The sequence below is a fragment of the Janthinobacterium sp. PC23-8 genome (assembly GCF_002250505.1).
In the GTDB taxonomy this organism is placed as follows: Bacteria; Pseudomonadota; Gammaproteobacteria; order Burkholderiales; family Burkholderiaceae_D; genus Janthinobacterium.
The window spans coordinates 381,019-401,754 of the sequence record NZ_NJGY01000004.1 but is presented as its reverse complement, the minus strand read 5'-3'; the positions used below and the strand labels follow the sequence as shown (position 1 = coordinate 401,754).

Below are 20,736 nucleotides of genomic sequence, written 5' to 3'. Positions count from 1 at the left end.
TCTGAATGCCCGCCATGAACCCGAATTCCACTTCCGCCCGCAGCTGGGGCACCGTCGTCACCCATAGCGACGAGATGGCCATCATCTACCGCTACGTCGACACCTTCCATGACGACTGGGATCTGTCGTCGCAGCCTGAGCGCATCATTATCGCCTGGCGTTATGAAGACGAAACCGGCATGCCGTCACCGAACGAGCGCGAGCATATGGAAGAGCTGGAAGCGGCGCTGGCGCCGGTGGTCGAGGAAGACGGCTTTGCCACGCTGGCGCTGGTGTCGACCGGCGAAAACCTGCGCGAGTGGATTTATTACACGCGCTCGGGCGAGGAATTTTTCAACCGCCTCAATACGGCGCTGGCGCCACGGCCGAAGTTCCCGATTGAAATCCGCAGCGCGGCCGACCCCGCCTGGTCGACCTATGCCGGCTTCATGACAGCTCTTCCGCAAGGCTGATCAGCCCAGGGCCGCCGCCACGATGCGCGTGGCCTTTGTTATGATGTGCTGGTTGATCGGCGCATTTTTCTGTTCGCGCGTGTAGTAGATGGCGATCACCAGCGGCGCGCTGGCGTCGCCCGACGGGTAGGCCACGCCGATATCGTTGACGCTGCCGTAGGCGCCCGAACCGGTCTTGTCGGCCACCTGCCAGCCGGCAGGCACGCCTGCGCGGATGCGCTGGTCGCCGGTGGTGTTGCCGCGCATCCAGATGTCGAGCTGCTGGCGCTGCGGCGCGGGCAAGCTGGCGCCCAGCAGCAGGCCGTCCAGGCTGTGCACGGTGGCCGCCGGGCTGGTGGTGTCGCGCACTTCGCCGGGGATGGCGCTATTGAGTTCGGTTTCCCAGCGTTCCAGCTGGAATACCTGATTGCCGATGCTGCGTGCGTAGGCCGTCACCGCCTGCGGGCCACCCAATAATTTCATCAGGAAGTTCGCCGCGCTGTTGTCGCTGTATTGCACGGTGGCTGCGCACAGCTCGGCCACACGCATGCCGGTGGCCACGTGTTTTTCCGTGATCGGCGAATAGCTGACCAGCTCTTTTGCTTCATAGCGCACCAGCTTGTCCAGCAGTTGCGGCTCGCTGCTGCCGCGCGCCAGCACGGCCGCCGCCAGCATGGCCTTGAAGGTGCTGCACATGGGAAAGCGTTCGTCGGCACGATGTTCGACGCGCGCGCCGCTGCCCGTATGCAGGGCCGACACGCCCAGGCGTCCGCCGGCCGCCTGTTCCAGCGCCGCCAGTTGCGCTTGCGCCTGCGCCACCGTGGTGGTGTTGGGCGCGGCATGCAATAGCGCGCCCGGGCACAGCAGGGCGGTGCCGGCCAGTATCAGCAGGTGGCGGCGGGTCTGGTCGAGTTGTTCAGTCATGGTCGGTTTTAGCCTGGTTGGTGGCGATGGTGGCCAGCAAGTCGCTGATGGCTTGCAGATTGGCCGGTTTGGTCAGGTGATGGTCGAAGCCGGCCGCGCTGGACTGGCTGCGGTCGTTCGCGGCGCCCCAGCCCGTCAGCGCGATCAGCACGGCGCGCTTGCCGGCCGTCGTCTGGCGCAGCGCGCGCGCCACCTCGTAGCCGTTCATGCCGGGCAGGCCGATATCGAGAAACACCACCTCGGGCAGGAATTGCGGCGTGACGGCCAGCGCCTCTACGCCATCGTGCACCACCTGCGTGCGGTGGCCGATGATGCCCAGCACGTCGGCCAGGGTGTCGGCGGCGTCGACATTGTCGTCCACCACCAACACGCGAAACGGCACGGCCTTTGTCGCCAACAAGGGCGGTGCGCCATCGTCGCTGACAGCTTGCGCCGGCGCCGCCAGCGGCAGGCGTACCGTAAAGGTGCTGCCCAGGCCGGCGCCGGCACTGGCCGCGCTGGCGCTGCCACCGTGCAGCTCGGCCAGGCGGCGCACCAGCGACAGGCCGATGCCAAGCCCGCCTTGCGCGCGGCCCATGTTCTGCCCCACTTGCGTGAACATCTCGAACACGGTGGGCAAGGACACGGCCGGTATGCCGACGCCGCTGTCGCGCACTTCGATCACGGCCTCGTCGCCGGCACGGCGCGCCGTCAGCACGATCCGGCCTTTGGCCGGCGTGTACTTGGCGGCGTTGTTGAGCAGATTGCTCACCACCTGCGCCAGGCGCGTCGGGTCGGCATCGAGCGGCAAAGGTTGCTCGTCCATATTGACCAGCAACTGATGCTGGTTCGCTTCGATCAGCGGCATGCTCGTTTCCACCGCGCCGGCGATAATGGTTTTCAGGTCCGTGCGTTCGAGCTTGAGTTCGATCTGGCCGCGCGTGATGCGTGCCACATCCAGCAAGTCATTGACCAGGTGCACCATCTGGTTTACCTGCCGCTCCATCACGTCGCGCACACGCTCGACCGTGGCCGGCTTGTCGGCCGCCAGGCGCATGATCTGCAAGCCGTTGCGGATGGGCGCGAGCGGATTGCGCAATTCGTGCGCCAGGGTGGCCAGAAATTCTGTCTTGCGCCGGTCCATTTCCGACAGATCGTCGGCCAGCTGGCGCAGTTTTTTCTCGGCCCGCTTGCGCTCGCTGATATCGGCAAACAACACCGTCAGTTTGACGCTGCCGGGCCCGCCCAGGCGCGCCGCAAAGATTTCAAACCAGCGCTCCATGGCGTGCGCTTCGTTTTCATAGCGCATCGGATGACCGCTTTTCAGCACCTCGTCGTAGACATCGAACCAGTACTGGTCGTGGTCGGGCACCAGGCTGCGGATGGTCCGCCCGATGGCGTTCTCCAGGCCCGATTGCTTGACGAAAGCCGGGTTCGTTTCCAGGTAGCGGAAGTCGACCGGCTTGCCTTCATCGTCATACAGCATTTCAATCACGCAAAATGCCTGGTCCATCAGCTCGATCAAGGTGCTGTAGCGTTCTTCGCTGTTGGACAGCGCGTCTTCCACCAGGCTCTGGCGTGTAATGTCGAGGATTACGCCCGGAAACTGCAAGGGCGTGCCGTCGGCGCCGTATTCGACGCGGCCACGCGCCAGCACCGAGTGGTACTCGCCGTCGCTGGCGCGCACGCGGTAGCGCGACTCGAACGGCTGCTGCGATTGCAGCGCCTGCTCGATCTGCTTGGCGACCCGTTCGCGGTCATCGGGATGGATCACGTCCACGTAACGGGCCAGCGGCGCCGGACCGGAGCTGCTGGTATCGACTGGAAACAGGCGTGCCATATTGCTGTCGACGGTGACCTTGTCGGCCACGATGTCCCAGTTCCAGGTGGCGACATCGCCAGCGGCCAGGGTCAGGCGCAAGGTTTCCTCGTTGTGCTTGCTGGCGGTGATATCGAGCGAAATGCCGGCCAGGCCGATTGCCGTGCCGGCCGCGTCGCAAGTGCAGGTGCCGCGCAGGTGGACCCAGTGCAGCGAGCCGTCTGGCCAGCGCACGCGCACCTCGATTTCGAAGTCGCCGACGCTGGCGATTGCTGCGTGCACCGCCGCGCGCCAGCGCTGGCGGTCCGGTTCCAGCATGGCCGCGCTCAGTCGCTGATAATCCACGCGCTCGCCCTCGGCAAAGCCGAAGCTGGCGCTGCAGGTGGCCGAGCAGTCCATGCCGCCGCTGCCCAGGTCGATATCCCAGGTGCCCATGCTGCCACCCTGCATGGCCAGCCGCAAGCGCTGTTCCGCCTGGCGCGTGGCCGTCACGTCGGTATGCGAGCCGACCCAGGTGCTGACGGCGCCGTCGCCGCCATACACGGGCAGGATACGGGCGACGACGTTGCGGTAGTCGCCATCGGCATGGCGCAAGCGGTATTCGGTAGTGCGCATGTCCGATGGCTGCGGGTACGAGGCGTCGGCGATGGCGCGGTCGTCGGGATGCACGGCGTTCAACCAGCCCTTGCCCATCAGCTCCGGCGTGCTCTGGCCCGTGTAGGCGCGCCAGGCGGGCTGGTCAGCGTCAAAATGGCCGGCCTGGCCGGTGCTCCAGGTGATGTCGCAATGGGCGCCTAGCAGCGTGCGTGCGCGCAGGGCGTTGTCGGCCAGCTGGCGCGCCGCTTCCAGGCGCGTGCTGATGTCGCGGCACATGGCCAGCACCGGCTGCCCCGAGGTTTCATGAAGCGGCAGGCGGTGCAGCATCACTTGCCAGCCGTTGCCGGTGGGGCCGCCGAGCAGGGTGGCCTCGCATTGCGCCTGGCCAAGCTCGCGCGCCGTCTGCAGCGCCGTGTGCGTTTGAAGATTGTCGCCGGGGATCCAGAGCCGGTCCCAGCTGCGGCCATGCAGCAATTGCCGTGCACTGGGGTTCAGGTCGCTCAAAGTGCCGTCGGCGGCGATGGCAAACACCAGGTCCGGCGTGAGATCGAACAAAAACGGTGCCGCATCGGCGGCACTGGCAGGCGGGTTCGGACGGGGTTCGGGCATGGAGACTGTCGGCTATGGTGCGCGGACCGCAGCTGCACCGGTATGGGGCAGCGCCGCGCTTGCAATTGTTGCGATATTACAGGCATTTACACCGCTCGGGCATTTTCGCTTGCAGCCGCAGCGCGCTTTTCTGTAGCTCTTTTGAGAAGTGTGAAAATCACCATGAAATGCGCGAAAAAGAGGTCTTTGTGGCTGAATAACCACTATCAGTGTGCTACTTTGAATGAATGGATTGTGCGTAGCAACAATATTCTTGCGGCCCAAGACAGGCATGAATTAAATTGGCGCCTTGTTTTTAACGTTGGCGTCTGCGAGACATCGAGACGATGCGGCCATGACCGCTGCCGGCAAGCGGCAGCAGGGACGGAGCCAGCGACGCCGGGAGCGGGGACACAGCCGCTCGCGCTGCTGCACCAGAAAGGTGCGGGTGCATGCATGGCGCCGACAAGAAGACCGGAGACCGCAGGACATCATTCGCATTACTTTTTAACTTATGGGGAACTCAATGATTAAAATGTCCAAGATGCACAAGCGTCTGTGCGCCAAAAGCGCCGCCATGCTTGCCCTTTCCGCAGCCCTGCCGATCGGCACGGCCTACGCCGACGAAGCCGCTGCCGATGCAACGCCTGCCGCCAGCCAGCTCGAGACCGTGACCGTCACGGCCCAGCGCCGCAAGGAAAACATCCGCGACGTGCCCGTCTCCGTATCGATGCTGACGGCGCAAAAGCTCGACGTCATCGTCTCCGGCGGCCAGGATATCCGCATGCTGGCCGGCAAGGTGCCAAGCCTGAACGTGGAGTCGTCGAACGGCCGTACCTTCCCGCGTTTCTATATCCGCGGCTACGGCAATACCGACTTCAACACGTTTGCATCGCAACCTGTTTCCCTGATCTACGACGATGTGGTGCAAGAAAACCCGATCCTCAAGGGTTACCCGATCTTTGACGTGGCCAACGTGGAAGTGCTGCGCGGCCCGCAAGGCACCCTGTTCGGCCGCAACACGCCCGCCGGCGTGGTCAAGTTCGAATCGGCCAAGCCGAACCTGGACAAGGTCGAAGGCTATTACAGCGGTTCTGTCGCCACCCACAACACCATCAATGCCGAAGGCGCCGTCAACGTGCCATTGAGCAAAGAATGGGCGATGCGCTTCTCGACCCTGCGCCAGCACCGCGACGACTACGTCGATAACAGCTTTACGGGCCAGAAAGATGCGCTGGACGGCTACAACGAACACGCCGAACGCGTGCAATTGCTGTACGCACCGAACAGCACCTTCAATGCCCTGTTCAACGTACACCAGCGCAATACCGCCGGCAGCGCGCGCCTGTTCCACGCCAACGCCATCAAGCCGGGCACCAATGACCTGGTCGACGGCTTCGATGCGAACAAATCGTTCACCAATGCACCGAACTTCCAGAACCTGCGCACCAATGGCGCCAGCGCCCGCCTGAGCTGGGACCTGGACGGCGTGAAACTGTATTCGATCACCGGTTTCGAGCATGTTGCCAGTTATCTGTCGCATGGCGATATCGACGGCGGCGCGCCAGGCATGACGCCAGCGATTCCATTCAACGTGGAAACGGCCGGCGGCATCACCAGCGTGAAACAGTACTCGCAAGAATTCCGTGCCGAGTCGAAAAACGCTGGCCCGCTGAACTGGCAGGCAGGCGTGTACTACTTCAATGAAGATGCCAACGGCTTCTCGGACGGCTTCAATCCGGCTACGCATGTACTGAATTCGCACCTGGCCAGCCGCCAGAAAAACACCGCCTGGGCTACCTTCGGTTCCGTCAATTACGCCGTCAACGACGACTTCATGCTGCGCGCCGGCCTGCGCTACACCAAGGACAAGAAAGACTTCAATACCGTCCTGGCTGACCGTATTACGCAGGTCAATCCGACCAGCGCCGATGTCAGCAAAGCGAAGGTCAACTGGGACCTGAGCGGCACCTATAAATACACCAAAGACGTGAGCTTCTACGGCCGTGTCGCGACCGGTTTCCGTGCGCCAAGTATTGCCCCAGCCAGTGATAGAGTGCCTGTCACCGTGGCCGACGCCGAAACCATCACCTCGTACGAAGCCGGCGTGAAAGCCGACCTGTTCGAGCGCCGCGCCCGCGTTGCCTTCAGCTTGTATGACTACCAGGTCAAGAACCAGCAACTGACGGTGGTGGGCGGTAACTCGAACGTCACGCGCCTGATCAACGCCGCCAAGACCAACGGCCGCGGTGCCGAGCTGGAACTGGAAGGTTTTGTGACGCCTGCCCTGAAGATGTCGCTGGGCGGCAGCTACAACTTTACGGAAATCAAGGACCCGACCCTGTCGGTGGGCGGTTGCCGCAGCTGCACCGTGACCGATCCGAAGAACGCCGCCGGCAACGCCATTATCAACGGCAACCCGCTGCCGCAAGCGCCGAAATGGACCGTGACGGCCACCGGCCGCTATTCGATCCCGATGGAAAACGGCGAGTTCTATGTCTACACCGACTGGTCGTATCGCAGCCAGATCAACTTCTTCCTGTATGAGTCCACCGAGTTCACCGGCAAGGCCATGCTTGAAGGCGGTTTGCGCGCAGGCTACACCTGGCAAGAAGGCAAGTATGAAGTGGCCGCATTTGGCCGCAACATCACCGACACCAAGCGCGTGACGGGCGCCATCGACTTCAACAACCTGACCGGCTTTATCAACGAGCCGCGCCAGTTTGGCGTACAGTTCAAAGGCAACTTCTAATTGCCGATCTCGGATGCCGGCCTCGGCTGGCATCTGCCTGAACCCGCTACGGTTTGCGCCGCAGCGGGTTTTTTTACGGCCGCTCGGAAAGCCGCCGCGCCCAGGCCGGTATCGCCCGCCGCCAGAAATCATCAAGATTGTTCGCTTGCACATCGAGACCGAGAAAGCGCGCTGCCGGCAGCAGGGCCGACGCCAGCAGGTCCAAGGCCGGCGTGCCCGTATCGAAGGCCAGCGCCCCGGTCTGCTTCGACAGCTTTTCACCGAGCGCATTATTGACCACCGGCACATGCAAATAGCCGGGATGCGGCAAACCCAGCGCGTCCTGCAGATACAGCTGGCGCGGCGTTGAATCGAGCAGATCCGCCCCGCGCACCACCTGCGTGACACCCTGTTCGCCATCATCGACCACCACCGCCAGCTGATACGCCCAGTAGCCATCGCCGCGCAGCACGATAAAGTCGCCCGCCTCATCGGCCAGGTGCTGGCGCAGCGCGCCATGCCAGCGATCCACAAAGCCATACACGGCCGCCTCGCCATCCGGCACCCGCAACCGCAATCCGCGCGCCACCTTGCCCGGCGCCAGGCCATGGCGGCAGGTGCCCGGATACACCATCGCGCCATTCCCGGCCGCCCCCGCCCGCAGCACCGAATCGTGTATCTCCTTGCGCGAGCAGCCGCAGGCATACACCAGACCGTCCTCGCGCAGCCGCTGCAGCGCCGCCTCATACAGCGGTAGCCGCCGGCTCTGCCACGTCGCCTCGCCGTCCCACGTCATGCCGCAGCGCCGCAAGCTGGCCAGGATGGCCGCATCGGCACCGTCGACATTGCGGTCATAATCCAGGTCCTCGATGCGCAGCAGCCAGGCGCCGTGATGCACCTTGGCATCGAGATAGCTGGCCATGGCCGCAACGAGCGAGCCCATATGCAAGGGACCGGAGGGGGAGGGGGCAAAACGGCCGATATAGGGGGCGGTGGAGGAGGGCATGGTGGTGACAGATGCTGGTGCTGTGTTGCTGAGGGTAGGAGCTTGGCGACAGCGGCAAGTATCGGGCAGGGCGGTGGGCAAGTCAAATATTGGACTGTTCTTGCGTTGAACTAGTTGATAATCAGATGCGTAACGCTACCTTCAACATATGAAAGTTCTTCTTTGCAATAATGCGGATCATTGAGTTCTCTGAAATGTAAATCCTTGTCGAATTCCTTCGTTATGAAATTTTTACTTAGCAGTGCTACAACGCTGCCCTGTTCCGGCCAGTTTAAATAATGTAGTGCAATCAATGAATTCCCCAAAGAAATTTCATTAAAAATACATATTTTTAATTTTTCTGGCAGCTTCTTCAATAATTCCAACCATCCTATCTCGTTCTCTTTTTGGAAAAAAATATCACTATTTTTCATAAATTCCATTATTCGTTGCTGTACTTCTATGGATTTATCTATAGTGATAAGTGATTCTGAAGTGGAATTTTTTTTCGACATAATAAGGTTGATTTCAAGTTATTTTTTGTACTGCAAAATCAGGCATGAGGCGGATATTTTTATGTCGTGCTGTACGATAATGCTTCCCCATGAAAATTTGAATGCTATTTTTGATCTGCCTTTGGCCTGGCCGGGAATGCCAGATTTCCTTTGAATTTTTGTAACTGTTCAGCCTGGGGCAGGCTGAATCGGGTTTCCAGCGAAAGCGCGTTGCAGGACGGCAAGCATGCCATAGCCTTGTTTGCGTAGCGTGTCGAGGCAGGAGCGGATGACGCAGAAGTTTTGTGCACCCAGCAAAGTGCGGAACGAACCGGAGATTTTTTACTTCACCTTGGGCATGCGGATGGCGCGTTCGCCGAGGTTGTTGGTGAACGGCACGGCAGGATCGGACACGAACAGCAGCACGGCGTCGGCGTACCGGCGCAGGCGCAGCAACAGGTTGAAAGCGACGCACTGCTTGACGCGGCCGGCCTTGCCACTGGGCTTGAGTCGGGCGGGATGACGCCGTTCGCCCTCGGACAGAATGGCATCGTAGAAGGTGCGCAAGGCCGCCACGTCGGCGGCGCCAAGGGCGATGTTTTTGTGCCGCGCAGCTTCGCACAATTCGTTGGCACGCAGCAGCAGTTCGCTCATCCTGGCGGGCCAGCGCTCGCCGGTGAGTTCCTGGACGTAGAGCAGTTCGCGCAGCAAATGGGCGTTGCACAAGGCGTGCCTGCCGGCCAGTTGCCAGTACGGCGCCCAGCAATCATGGACCAGTACGCCAAGGCGCTGCGGCAGGATCGCTTGCGTGGCGATCGCCTCCATGCCGCGTTTGGCATGCACGCCATACCAGGTGTGGCTATCGTTGGCCGCCACGTGCAGCCAGTGCAATTTGCCCTGTACGCGCAGACCCGATTCGTCGGCGTGCACCAGCGGCGCGGCGCGCAGGCTGTCGGCGATCGTGTCCGCTGTCGCCTGCAGGGCCACGCGCGCCTCGTCGACCCAGGCCAGCAGCGTGGCCGGCGAGATGGCGATACCGTACAGGTCATTGATCAGTTGCGCGGCGCGGGCGAACGGCAGTAATTGTCCTTGCGTCAGGTGCACCCCCAACGCCCGCACATTGGGGCCGTATTGCACCGCCTGCGTGACGGTGGTCGGGAACACGCTGCGGTGGCGTTGGCCGCACGTGCAGCGCAGCGCCAGGACGCGGTGCTCGACGATGTCGCAGGCCACGACGGGCGTGTCGATCACTTGACGTCGCTCGACGATCTCCGCCGCTTCCTGGTCCAGCGCGCAGCCGCAGCGCTCGCATTGCTCGGGCAGTTGGTGAGTTTCGATTTGGCTCGGTTCGGCCATCCGCTTGAGCGTGTTGCCTTTGTGGCCAGGCTGAGCGCCGGGCGGCTTGCCGGATGGTTCGCGCAGCGAATTGGTCTTGCGCAAGCCATCGGAAGACGGCGGCTGGCTCGAGTTACTGCTGTTCTTGGAGACCTTCGATTCCAGCGTCTCCAGCCGTTCCCATAGGGTCAACACGACGCCCTCAAGCTCGCCGCGTGTGAGGGCGGAGAAGTCGGGAGAGGTGCGTTTTTTTGCCATAACCAGCATGATGAGCCAGCTTGAAAAGGTTTACAACTGTTTTATGAAAAAGCGTTCATGCTGAACAGTTACGAATTTTTTTGACTAGCGATGATTCACTGATGCCGTTGCTTACAGAGTTATTTTCAAAGTAGTGCATTATTATATAATCTATTTTTTAGGAGCTTTCTTTGAAAGTAATTAACTCGACGACATGCTAACCTATCCATCCATTAATATCAAAAGTAAAAATTCCAGGTTCTGATGTTTTCGGTTTTGCAAGAAATATGTTGACGATGCTGTTTATGACATCGTTTGCTGGAGTTTTGCTAGATAATGCAATATCCTCATTGATGCGCAGTGATCCATTGATAAAATCAAAAGCATAACTTGGAATTTTAAATTTTTTCATTTTTGTTCTGTCTGCTTTTTATTGATGCATCTTGATGTAGTTGTTGCATTGGTTTGGCACGATTCGTAAAGGCAAATATTGTTTCCCATCGGATCTTCCAGGTTCAGAAAACTTGCGTATGGCGCCTCTACATAATCGATGAAAAAAGCAGTTTTTTCCAATCGTTCCTTGATAATATCAATGTTTTTCGTTGGCAAGGTAAAGAGATTGATGGTGCCACCTTTGGCGCCTACGCGACTTGCCTGCTCAATACTTGAAGCATGCATGAATTCTATTGAGAAATTTTTGTTACAACTGTGCGCCATCGTCAGGCGCCGGCTGGTACCAGAATCAAACTGAATAATGCTATCCATCGTAACAAAAAATCCAAGATTATCATTATAGAATTTTTTTGCTTCGTCAAAATTCAGGCAGAGTATTCCCATATTGATGGAATCTAAAATAGGCAATTTCTCCGTAGATTTCATGTCAGCCCTATTCAACAAGGATAAATGTTAAATTGTTATTGTTCTAAAATCACGTAAACCAGGTTTTTATTCTGAATAAAAAATTTTCACAAGCATCATGTTCCTCCCTGAAAATTCGAAGATCAGTTTTTATTCCTCGTTCATGGTAAAAAAACCTCCCAATCCTCATTCTTTTCTCTGATGGATAGACTCTCATCCTGAACTGGATCTTCAATTGAGAAGGCATCTGCTGGTATATTTAAAATAGACATCTCTTGTGAAATATCTGAAATATTCATGTATCTGTTTATTCGAATTAAAGTTTGGGTTTATTTGTAGATGCAAAAAACAGATGTGGTGTGATTATGTGGGTCGTGAAAAGCGTCTATTTCTCCCCAAGTTCCTGATTGCGGCAGCATGATGCCAAACTCATCTAGAAACCACCGTCTCACTTTCCTTGTATATTTTCCTTCAGGCTTGGACTGGAAACCATTCATGCCTTTTGCAGGGCCAAAATCCCAAAATTTTATAGGTCCATCATTTTCCTCAAAAAAGCAAATAATTATCATTTTGTTTTTTTTGATTTCGAAACTGGTCTTGTAGGCGATTTCTTCATTCCCGTGCCTGATCCACACTTTCCAATCCTGATCTATCGAGGATAGTTTTTCTCTTTTCATTCCTCTAAAGAGAGAAATTGATTCAGTTGCAAAGAAATAACCATCTTCAATTTTCAGTATCATGATTTCCAAAAAATTCCAGGATATTCCTATTGCAGCCGTGCTGGACTGAATGGATGCTGACGCTGAAATATGGCCCCATGGGAATTGGAATGTGGAGCTTGCTTTATTTATTTCATCAGGGTTTCTGTTGAAAGACTTTGAAAGTAATTTGACAAGAGTATCTTTGTCGGAAAGCAACTGGCTTTCGGTGGTGTCATATCCATACTTCTTCGTATTTCCTCCATCCCATGACATCCATACTGTCTGCATATGTGCACAGTCAAAAATAAAATTTATACCAAATTCCAGTCCCTTCAGACTTCCTGATGTCGAAAAATTTCTTATGTGCGTGCCTGTTGTATGCTTTTCGATATCAATAGCATTTTCTTTCATAGTTGCAATAAATTTTTGTCCATCAAGTGGCGCTACAGGGATATTGTTGAGCATGAGCTGCCCAGACTCTGTATTGAAATAAATTTCTTTCATATTAAAAATATTTTTAATTTTATGGACTTAATCGACATGAAGCCATATTTTTTCGTATGAAATGTGGATTAAAAACCATAAATCTTGTTAATAAATTGAGAAAAATTAGCTTAGCTTGATGGAGATAGGTTTTTTGAATTTTAAATCACAAAATTTTTAATTCATATTTTATAATTCCACTCTCAAAAAACACGATATTTCAATTTTATCTATTGTTAATATATGGAATTATTTATAAATTATATCTATCAAGCATGATAGCGATTTCTGGTCAGCTTTGATTAATATGTACCCCCATGGAAACGAGAAGCAATCTTCGTAGGTAGTGGTAATTTCAGCTAATTCTTCTACTGCTTGTGATATTTTATTGCTTAAATATTCTTTTTCATTTGATAAGTCTAAATTGGTTACGTTATATCCTGAAATGTTAACTTTCCCATCTGTCCATATTAGTTCAATTTTGAATAAGTAATTATCTTTGAATCTGAAATTTATTCTCATTTTTAAGTTGAGAAAAGTTGTATCTTTTATGCTATAAGTTTCGTATCCATTTATATTTCCATATTTTTCTATATTTTCTATATTTTCAACTTCAATTTTTGATGTGTTTTTATTTATTTTAATTTCATTCGATATTTTTATGTCGCCTGTTTTCTTGTCTATGCTCATTTTATGGTTCTTTGAATAAAATTCCAGGTAATTATTGGTTAATTGGTAATTTCCATATTTCTTATTTCTTATTTCTTATATCTTTATATTTGTCCTTATTTTAAATCCAAGAGGTTTTCTTCCGCAGTGTTCTCTCAATAGCCAAACGCCGATTCAGGCGATGAAAAAATGGCAGGTGAAAAAGCTGGAATTATTCGTTAAACGTGTTTATAACCGGGCGGGTCTTGAAAGTTAGCATCCATGATTGGTCGAGTGTAGAATAGCTGTCTTCATAACGGAAATTATGTGTTTTAATCCTTGCGAAATATTTACCTCATTATTTCTATGATTAATTTTTAAAGTTTCAAGCATATGGGCGTCTGCATAATGTGCAACGTCCATGTCAATCGCATCAGAAACATTGTGATCAATATTCAGTGAATCTAAAATTTCAATTATTATTGGCAAGGATTTTTCTGGTTGATTTTTCGCAAAATAGTATTCGGAAACGATCAATCGTATTTCTCCCGATCTTGATTGCAATAGTTTCGATACCGTTTTTTGAAAAATATTTTTATTTGATTTGTTGATTAAGTAATATATGGAAAATCGCAATTCCTCCGATATTGAAGGGTACTCCTCTTCGTTAGATAATGTTTTTATTTTTTCAATTGAGAATTCTAATATTTCCTCTACTGGTTTATTTTTCAAGGCTATTTTTCATAACAAGCTTTTTATATTTTTTCTTGTTCGTATTTTTTTAATTTGATTTAGTATTTCTAAAAGTTGTTGGTGTGTCAGTGGTTTTTCTTCCGATTCGGATAGTATAATTTCAATATCTTTTGTCTTTCCAATTTTTATTTTATTTAAAATTTCAATTTCTTATTTTTTCATCTTTTTAGCACTCCATTTTTTATTTCAATATGCTTTGCCTTGTGATTCCCCATTTGTTTTTATGAAATATTGAACTTTTAATTAAAACCAAGATTTTAATTCGTTAATGAAATAATTGCAGGCATCATCTTCTTCTTTAAAGGAGATTTTATTGTTCTCTAGACCTCTTTCGTAGTAAAAAATTTCAAAAAATTCTTTCCTTTTTAAAATGCATAAACTTTCTTCTTTTACTTTATTAATAGAATATGCTGATTCTGGGATTTTTTTTGATTTTAATTCTTTTTTAATTTCAGAAATTTTCATTTTTTCTCACGGTGTTGGACCGCATGGAAACACTTCTATTAATGAACCATTTTTTAAAAGATCAGATACTGGGAGTGGTAGTCAAATTCCAAGTTTTGATGTTTTTGGTTTTGCAAGAAACCAGACCGTGTGCCCGCCTCAATTCAGACCGTGTGCCCGCCTCAATTACGAATCGCCACTCGTCATTTATACTCAGCACATCACGTTGCTACAAGCACCAACCACCACTGTTAATTAACCCAGTGTTGCGCTTGCTCTTTGAAAACGCCAAGTCATTGCAAATTCACTCAAAGTTTTCAGCGTAAAAATATTTCATTTTATATTTGTTTAATGTTTTATATATTGTTTTAATTTTCAATATTTTTTATTTTGTAAAATTTTATCAATCTTTTTTTTTCGTCAATGAGATCAATTCTATAGTTTTCAGAATACGCATAAAAATAAGTAGAAAAAAACCCGGGATTGAGGATCATGCAAAAAACAAATTTCCAGCTTTTCTCTTCTGACTCCTCATTGATAATTAATTTAATTACTTCTGCTGTAATTAATTTTGTCTTCCATGAATTGGATATTTCAATGTAAATATCATTTCCTTTTTTTATTTCAAATTTAACATGCGAAAAAAATTTTTTATATGGATAGGTGAAAATTTTCATATTAGTCATTTGAATCATTTGAATTTTTGCAAGTTAGAAAAACGATAATGCAGCTGATACCGCAGACTCCTGCTTTAACTACAACTGGACCCGGACATTTTTTTACGCATGCTGCCAAGCAGAGTTTAAAAACCACATCGCATGACGGTTTACTTGGGGTAGGAGGAGGTACTTGCTCCGGAATAGGCTTTTGTGGAATCCCTGGTTTAGGCTTAGGTTGTGGTGGTAACCGACCTGCTGCTAACCCTTTGGGGTCAATATTGTTAACAGGGTTTCCTTCAGCATAACGGTAAATATTGATTCCTCCGAGGAGACCTATGAGGTCTGGAGTTAAATATTTTGCAGTATCGGGATCATAAAATCTTGAGCGATTGAAATATAGTCCAGTTTCTTCATCTTTATACTGACCTTGAAATCGTAACGGTTGGCCGATGATCTTACTATACTCTTGGAAAAGATTCCCCCAAGCCTTGTATCGCGCACCCCAAACCAATATTCCTTGTTCGTCAAATAGTTCACGCGGCGTGCCCAAATGATCGCAGTTGTAGTGACTGATACTTTCATTAGCGCCCAACTGAGCTTGTTGATCATATTGATTAAATAACTTTTCGCTTGATGTTTGTGAGTCGATCCTTGATTGAAGATTGATTTTTTCCGTATTGAAGGGGAAATAGCAGGTCTCGACCGGTTGTGATGCTGTCAATCTAGTATTGTAGACTTCAGTAGATACTACATTTGCCAATGGCACAAAAGTGTCTGGCTCATAAAGAAATGTGACCGTTGCCAGCTGGTGTAGTTCCTGCACTAATTTATCTCCGTCCCACACAAAAAATGTCGTAGTGGTGGCGTTGATCGCAGCGGAATCTGTTTCGATGTTTTGTCTGTTGCCCCACTGCTCCACAGCAACCCGCTTGGCGATGCGGCGGCTGAAAGCGTCGTAGAAGTATTCGGCGCGGTGGCGGGTCTGGCGCTGCGTGCGCGTGGCGTGGCTGATGCGGTTTTCGGCGTCGTATTCCAGTTGCAGGTCGCTCCAGGCCGATTGCCTGCCGGGCGGGTGGAAGCGCTTGCGCGTGGTGTTGCCCTGTTCGTCGTAGTCGTAGCTGAAGTCGCCGAAGGTGCGCAGCAGGTTGCCGGTGATGGCGGCGAGCTGGGCACCCGGAGCAGGGGCGGCGTCGATCATATTGCCGGCGGGGTCGAAGGCGAAGCGTTCCACCAGGCCCGGTTGCACGGCCGACAGCAATTGGCCTACCGGGTCGTAGGTGTAGTGGAGCTTGCCCAGTGGTCCGTTTGCCGTCTGTCCGGTCTGGGCGATGGTGGTCAGGTTGCCGGAGTCGTCGTAGTGAAAGCGGCGCTCGCGCAGGGGAGAGGGCGCATCGAGGCCGCGCGCCAGGGTCATTTGCGTGAGCCGCGATTGGGCGTCGTACTGGCGCGTGGCGACCAGGCCGCTGTTGCCCAGGGTGCGCTGTTTTTCGCGGTGCAGGCTGTCGCGTTCGACGTCGACCACGGTCTGGCCCTGCCACAGTACGCCATGCCAGTGGCCGGAACCGTAGCGCAGGGTATCGATGCGCCGGCCGTTCGGCAGGATGGTCTGGATGCGGTTGCCCAGCTCGTCATAAGCGTGCGTCATGACAACGCTGGCGTCCGGCGTGCGCGGGGCGTTGGGCAGCCTGCCGGTGGCGGGCAGGGATTGCAGGAAGTAGCTGCTGCGCTCTTCGATCAGCTGGCCCAGTGCATCGTGGAAGAAGCGCTGCTCCGCTTGCGGCGACGACACCGCCGTCAAGCGGCCGAGCGCATCGTAGGCGTAGCGCACCACGCCGTCCGCCGTGGTCTTGGCCTGCAGCAGGCCCAGCGCATCGCGCAGCAGTTGCGTGCGCTGCGCGCCGCTTTGAAAGGCGGTCAGATTGCCGGCGCGGTCATAACTGTAGTCGGTACGCTTGCCATCGAAACCGATTTCCGCTGCCAGCCAGCCTTCGGCGTGGTAGCACAGGCGATAGCTTTCTCCCTTGGCGTTGATCAACTCGGTCAGTTGCAGCGCGTCGTCATAACGGTAGCGCAAGCTCTGGCCGATGGCGTCCGTGCGTTCGACGGGCAGGCCCTGGCCGTTGTAGCGGTAGTGCGTCTGGTGACCGGCGGCGTCCGTGTGCAGCACCAGGTTGCCGTCGGCGTCGTAGCGGTATTGCTCGCTTGCACCGCCGGGCGACACGAGCCGTATCAGCCGGCCCAGGGCGTCATAGTCATGGGTCGTGGCGTGGCCCATCGCGTCCTGCATGGAGATCAAGCGCCCTTGCTTGTCGTACGCATATTCGCTGGTGTGGCCCGAGCAATCCGTGTAAGCGGTGAGCAAGCCTTGCCGGTTGTAGCGCAATCGCTTGCTGCCGCCTTTGGCGTCTATCAGTTCGCTGAGCTGGCCGCGCTGGTTGTAGCGGCACTGCGTGACGTGGCCCAGCGCATCGGTCATGCTGACCGGGCGGCCCACGCTGTCGTAGACCCTGTGCGTGCTGTTGCCCAGCGCATCGGTAAAGCGCACCGGCTGATGGTGCTCGTCGTAGGCGATCGTGCTGCGGTGGCCGAGGGCGTCGGTACTGCTGACCAGGTTACCAAAGGCGTCGTAGGCATAGCGCGTGGCGGCGCCGTTGGCGTCGATGTCGGCCAGCAGCATGCCGTCGCGGTCCCACTCGCGCCGGCCCAGCGGCACCGCCTGGCCATGCTCGATACGGCGCACTTCGGTGATCAGCCAGTTGGCGTCAAACACATAGTCGCGCGTGCTGCCGTTTTCCGTGACGCGGCTGGTATCGGCATCAAGGTAGGCTATCTGCGTGCGTTCGCCGCCATCGCCGGCCCGCGTGGCGGTGGCGCGGGCCTGGTAGCTGTTGTTCACGGTAATCGGATACGCTTCCAGCAACTCACGGTCGCTCAAGCGGTTGCCGCCCCAGCGCGCCCGCAGGGCGTCCAGGCTGATCCATTCGAGTTCGTACGCAAAACCCGTGTAGCTGGTGCAGGCGGTCAGCAGATGGTGGCGATAGCTGTAGTGGCGCGCGTCGCCCAGTACATTTTCCTGGCTGACCAGATCGAAGCGCCTTGCCTCTTCGCCAGTGCCGATATCGGCGCCATAGCGGTAGCGCACATGGCAGACGCGGCTGCCGTCACGCAGCACTTCCTCGACGCTGCCGATGCGCATTGGCAAGTGTTCGTCCGCGCGCATGGCCTCGACCATGGCTTCGTCATCGGTGCACAGGCGCAGCAGCACGGCGCCCGCTTTGGCATCGGGAAAGCGCGTTATGCTGACGCCGCGGCCGTCACGTCCTTCGCTGCGGACCAGCTCAAAGCGTTCTGTCTCGACCGGCGCCGTTGGCGCCAGCATGGCGTTGACGCCATCGTAGCCATGCGGCAGCCACCCTTCTGCACCACGTGCGTAGCGGTCGCGGCTGCCGTCGCGCCACAGCACGGTAAATAGATCGGCGCTGTCGCGCGACAGCACAAAACCTTCCTTGCGGTTGTCGTGCTGCTGGCCGATAGACAGCGACGGCAGGCGCAGGGCGCGGCCGCTGTCGTCGTGGTAGACGATGCCGGCGGCGCACACGGACAAGGCGGTGGTGTAGGGCGTGGCCCAGCGCGCGCCCAGCAAGCCCTGGTCTTCGCAGTCGGCGCCGGAGCGGTAGCAGCGGGTCCAGACGATGGGAATGGCGCCTTCCAGCGCGAAGTCGGTCTGGTACAGGATTTCCTGGCCGGTACCGAAATGCACGGGTTTGCGGCTCTTGGCCGGCTTGTTGCCGGGGCCGCTATTTTTCGGGCAGCAATCGGACGGCGCCTCGGATTTGGGTTCTTTCTTGCCACGGCTTTTGCCGTCATCGCCGCCGGGTGGCGGCTTGTCAAACTGGGGCGGCGGCTTGGCCGGTTTTTTACCTGCCAGCCTGTCCTTGATTTTCTTGATCGACGGTGCGAGTTTTTTGCCCAGGAATTGACTGAGCAGCTTGCTGCCTGGAATTTTGCTCAACACAAGGTTTTGCAGCAGCGCATCTGCCGCATTGATGCCGAGCGTTGCTGCGGTATCGAGCACATCCGGTGTCTTGCCGGTCAAAATATAGTCAGCCGCCTGGTCCAGCACCGTGGCCGAGGCCTCCACGGCGGTGCCGCCAGCGACCGTTGCGCCACCGACGACCGCGCCGCTTGCCGCCGCTGTTTCCATCGCGGCGGCGGCCGGCAGGCCAACACCGGTTGCCGCAACCGCCGCGCCGGCCACACCCACCACTGCGCTGCCGGTCAGGACGGTGCCGCCCGCCTCCACCATGTCTTCTGCCGCGCCATGCATTTTTTTCGAGCCATGATTCTTGTAGTCTTGCGCCAGCTCTTGCACCTTCTGGCCCAAGGCTGCCAGTGCCGGCCTTGCCACCTCGCCACCGCGCTCATAAATCTTGCCCACCGTATTGCGCGCATTCATCCACACTTCGCGCCCCACCTGCACCAGGTCGGCGCCATTGGCGTGGTGGATGGGGCTGGCCACCTTGGTGTCGACCTGCTTGCCCACCGTGCCGCTCTTGATGCCGCCGGCCTTGCCCGGTGCGTCGCCGGTGACGCTGGGAATGGTGCTGCGCTGGTGCAGGATCACCGGCTCGCTATGCGACTTGACGTTGGGCGAGGCATTTTGTGCGCCGGAAAATTCGCCGATAATGGTATAGGGCAGCGGTGGCGTGCTGGAGCCGACCGGCGTCTTGCAGATGTCGGGCGTCAGGCTGACGCAGTAGAAGCGCGCCGATTTTGTGACGGTTTCATTCGTCATGGGCGTCCCCGGCCAGCGCTTGCTGGGCTTGTTCGAGCAACTCGACCCGGGCGATCTGCTCCGGCTCGGTAACATGCATCAGGCGCGCCGCGACCTGGCCGGCGTCGGCCGGCACGATCGCGCGCCAGACCAGTTCAACGGTGCCCGCATCGGTATCGATCAGCACCGTGTCGATTTTCAGGCGCAGCACCAGCAGCTTGTCGTGCGCATCGGCCAGCAGCAGGAACAGCGCCTGCTGCGGCAAGGCAAAGCGCAGCACGGTGTTGCCGATGCGGTCGGCGCGCGCGGCCGGATGATCGTGGCGGCACAGATTGGTGAGGGTAAATTGCTCCAGCCCGGCCAGATGCGCACATTGCTGGTCGGCCGGCGCACAATTCCAGTACGCAAAATCGAAGTCTTCCGGCAGCATGGGGACTTCGTCCCGGTCCCATTGTTCCTTTTCCCTGATGCTGCCGGCCAAAGTGCGGCGCGGCAGCCAGCCGCGGCCAATCGGCGCCAGCCCGGCCGGCGGTGGCAAGTCCTTGCCGGCCATGCCTTGCCAGAATTGTTCGGCGGTACACGGTTGTTTCGGATAGAAAATACGCGGCGCGGGGACCGTGGTGAGTTGTTGCGCGTCCAGGTACCAGTGCCGCGCAAAGCCGCGTCCCAGCGGGTTGCTGTCGCAGGATTCGTGCCGCTTGCCGTCCCTGGTATCGAGCCGGCATTGGCCGCCACAGGCAAACGCATAGTGCAGCGGCAACTGCACAAATTTTTCATGGGGGCTCAAGCGCCACGGGTTCGGCCGCAGCAGTCCCAGGGTGGCGACCCTGGCACAGCCCTGCAGCAGGCGTTTGACGATGCTTTTCCTGCGAAAGAAACGCTCGCCGCATACCTGCAGCGTCTTGTCGATCAAGAGTTTTGCGCCTGCACTTACTCTGAGATTGACGAGGAACTGCCCCATCGCCAGGCCCTGCGGCGCATGGGCCGCGCCATTGACGATCACGTCGCAGCGCGGCTTGTACGGCGCAAAATCGCTTTCCTGCACGGTGCCGCCCTGTGTGTCGCCATCGAGGTGGCGGTCTTCGGTCAGCAAGGGCGCGGGCAGGGATAGCGCATTCAGGCTGGCCATGCCATCGGCGCCGCAATCGCCAAGCGTGTAAGCCACGCGCGCCACGACAACATGAAACGCTGCGCCGAACTGGTCGACCATGTCGAACTGGCTGGCCGCATGCGCCGTACGATTGTCGAAAACCAGGTTGGCAATATTGAAATGCGGCGTGCCCGGTGCGCTCATGG

General features: G+C 55.5%; 17 protein-coding genes. 2 read left to right on the top strand and 15 right to left on the bottom strand.

Features of this window, described 5'->3' with window-relative positions; genetic code table 11:
• Positions 1–14: 14 nt before the first annotated feature.
• Positions 15–452, top strand: coding sequence for a DUF695 domain-containing protein (locus CD932_RS25420; RefSeq protein ID WP_176461138.1), 438 nt, complete (start codon positions 15–17; stop codon positions 450–452).
• On the opposite strand, the gene bla is transcribed toward CD932_RS25420, so the two are convergent.
• Both bla and CD932_RS25410 read right to left on the bottom strand, forming a co-directional pair.
• Positions 453–1,355, bottom strand: a complete 903-nt coding sequence (gene bla / locus CD932_RS25415; RefSeq protein ID WP_094445655.1) for a class A beta-lactamase — start codon at positions 1,353–1,355, stop codon at positions 453–455.
• A complete protein-coding gene (locus CD932_RS25410) occupies positions 1,348–4,359 on the bottom strand; it encodes a PAS domain-containing protein (RefSeq protein WP_094445654.1) in 3,012 nt (1,003 codons plus the stop codon). The genes bla and CD932_RS25410 overlap by 8 nt, the downstream gene beginning before the upstream one ends.
• A gap of 505 nt (positions 4,360–4,864) precedes the next feature.
• On the opposite strand from CD932_RS25410, the gene CD932_RS25405 reads away from it, so the two are divergent.
• On the top strand, positions 4,865–7,090 hold the full coding sequence (locus CD932_RS25405) for a TonB-dependent receptor (protein ID WP_094445653.1): 2,226 nt from the start codon (positions 4,865–4,867) through the stop codon (positions 7,088–7,090).
• A gap of 73 nt (positions 7,091–7,163) precedes the next feature.
• Here the strand turns inward: CD932_RS25405 and gluQRS are convergent, their stop codons facing one another.
• The 13 genes from gluQRS to CD932_RS25385 form a co-directional block, all read right to left on the bottom strand.
• Positions 7,164–8,075 (bottom strand): tRNA glutamyl-Q(34) synthetase GluQRS, encoded by a 912-nt coding sequence (gene gluQRS, locus CD932_RS25400; RefSeq protein ID WP_094445652.1) that lies wholly within the window; start codon positions 8,073–8,075, stop codon positions 7,164–7,166.
• Positions 8,076–8,185: 110 nt separating this feature from the next.
• Positions 8,186–8,497, bottom strand: a complete 312-nt coding sequence (locus CD932_RS28520) for a hypothetical protein (protein WP_141213380.1) — start codon at positions 8,495–8,497, stop codon at positions 8,186–8,188.
• Positions 8,498–8,890: 393 nt separating this feature from the next.
• Positions 8,891–10,141, bottom strand: coding sequence for an IS66 family transposase (locus CD932_RS25395; RefSeq protein WP_254926775.1), 1,251 nt, complete (start codon positions 10,139–10,141; stop codon positions 8,891–8,893).
• Positions 10,142–10,337: 196 nt separating this feature from the next.
• Positions 10,338–10,532 (bottom strand): hypothetical protein, encoded by a 195-nt coding sequence (locus CD932_RS28515; RefSeq protein ID WP_141213379.1) that lies wholly within the window; start codon positions 10,530–10,532, stop codon positions 10,338–10,340.
• A complete protein-coding gene (locus CD932_RS28510; RefSeq protein WP_141213378.1) occupies positions 10,529–10,999 on the bottom strand; it encodes a VOC family protein in 471 nt (156 codons plus the stop codon). The genes CD932_RS28515 and CD932_RS28510 overlap by 4 nt, the downstream gene beginning before the upstream one ends.
• Before the next feature lie 140 nt (positions 11,000–11,139).
• Positions 11,140–11,277 carry a hypothetical protein gene (locus tag CD932_RS29075; protein WP_176461137.1) on the bottom strand — a complete coding sequence of 46 codons (138 nt, stop codon included), beginning with the start codon at positions 11,275–11,277 and terminating at the stop codon, positions 11,140–11,142.
• Between the two features lie 30 nt (positions 11,278–11,307).
• On the bottom strand, positions 11,308–12,183 hold the full coding sequence (locus CD932_RS28505; RefSeq protein WP_141213377.1) for a hypothetical protein: 876 nt from the start codon (positions 12,181–12,183) through the stop codon (positions 11,308–11,310).
• A gap of 228 nt (positions 12,184–12,411) precedes the next feature.
• Positions 12,412–12,852 carry a hypothetical protein gene (locus CD932_RS28500; RefSeq protein ID WP_141213376.1) on the bottom strand — a complete coding sequence of 147 codons (441 nt, stop codon included), beginning with the start codon at positions 12,850–12,852 and terminating at the stop codon, positions 12,412–12,414.
• Between the two features lie 231 nt (positions 12,853–13,083).
• Positions 13,084–13,542, bottom strand: coding sequence for a hypothetical protein (locus CD932_RS28495; protein WP_141213375.1), 459 nt, complete (start codon positions 13,540–13,542; stop codon positions 13,084–13,086).
• A gap of 264 nt (positions 13,543–13,806) precedes the next feature.
• Entirely contained in the window at positions 13,807–14,028 is a 222-nt protein-coding gene (locus tag CD932_RS29070; RefSeq protein WP_176461136.1) for a hypothetical protein, read from the bottom strand.
• Between the two features lie 347 nt (positions 14,029–14,375).
• The gene (locus CD932_RS28485; protein ID WP_141213373.1) at positions 14,376–14,684 is read right to left on the bottom strand and encodes a hypothetical protein; all 309 of its coding nucleotides are present in this window, start codon (positions 14,682–14,684) and stop codon (positions 14,376–14,378) included.
• 1 nt (position 14,685) lies between these two features.
• On the bottom strand, positions 14,686–19,461 hold the full coding sequence (locus CD932_RS25390) for an RHS repeat-associated core domain-containing protein (protein ID WP_176461135.1): 4,776 nt from the start codon (positions 19,459–19,461) through the stop codon (positions 14,686–14,688).
• Positions 19,451–20,734 carry a DUF2169 domain-containing protein gene (locus tag CD932_RS25385; RefSeq protein ID WP_094445650.1) on the bottom strand — a complete coding sequence of 428 codons (1,284 nt, stop codon included), beginning with the start codon at positions 20,732–20,734 and terminating at the stop codon, positions 19,451–19,453. Before CD932_RS25385 ends, CD932_RS25390 begins: the two co-directional genes overlap by 11 nt.
• Between the last annotated feature and the right edge of the window lie 2 nt (positions 20,735–20,736).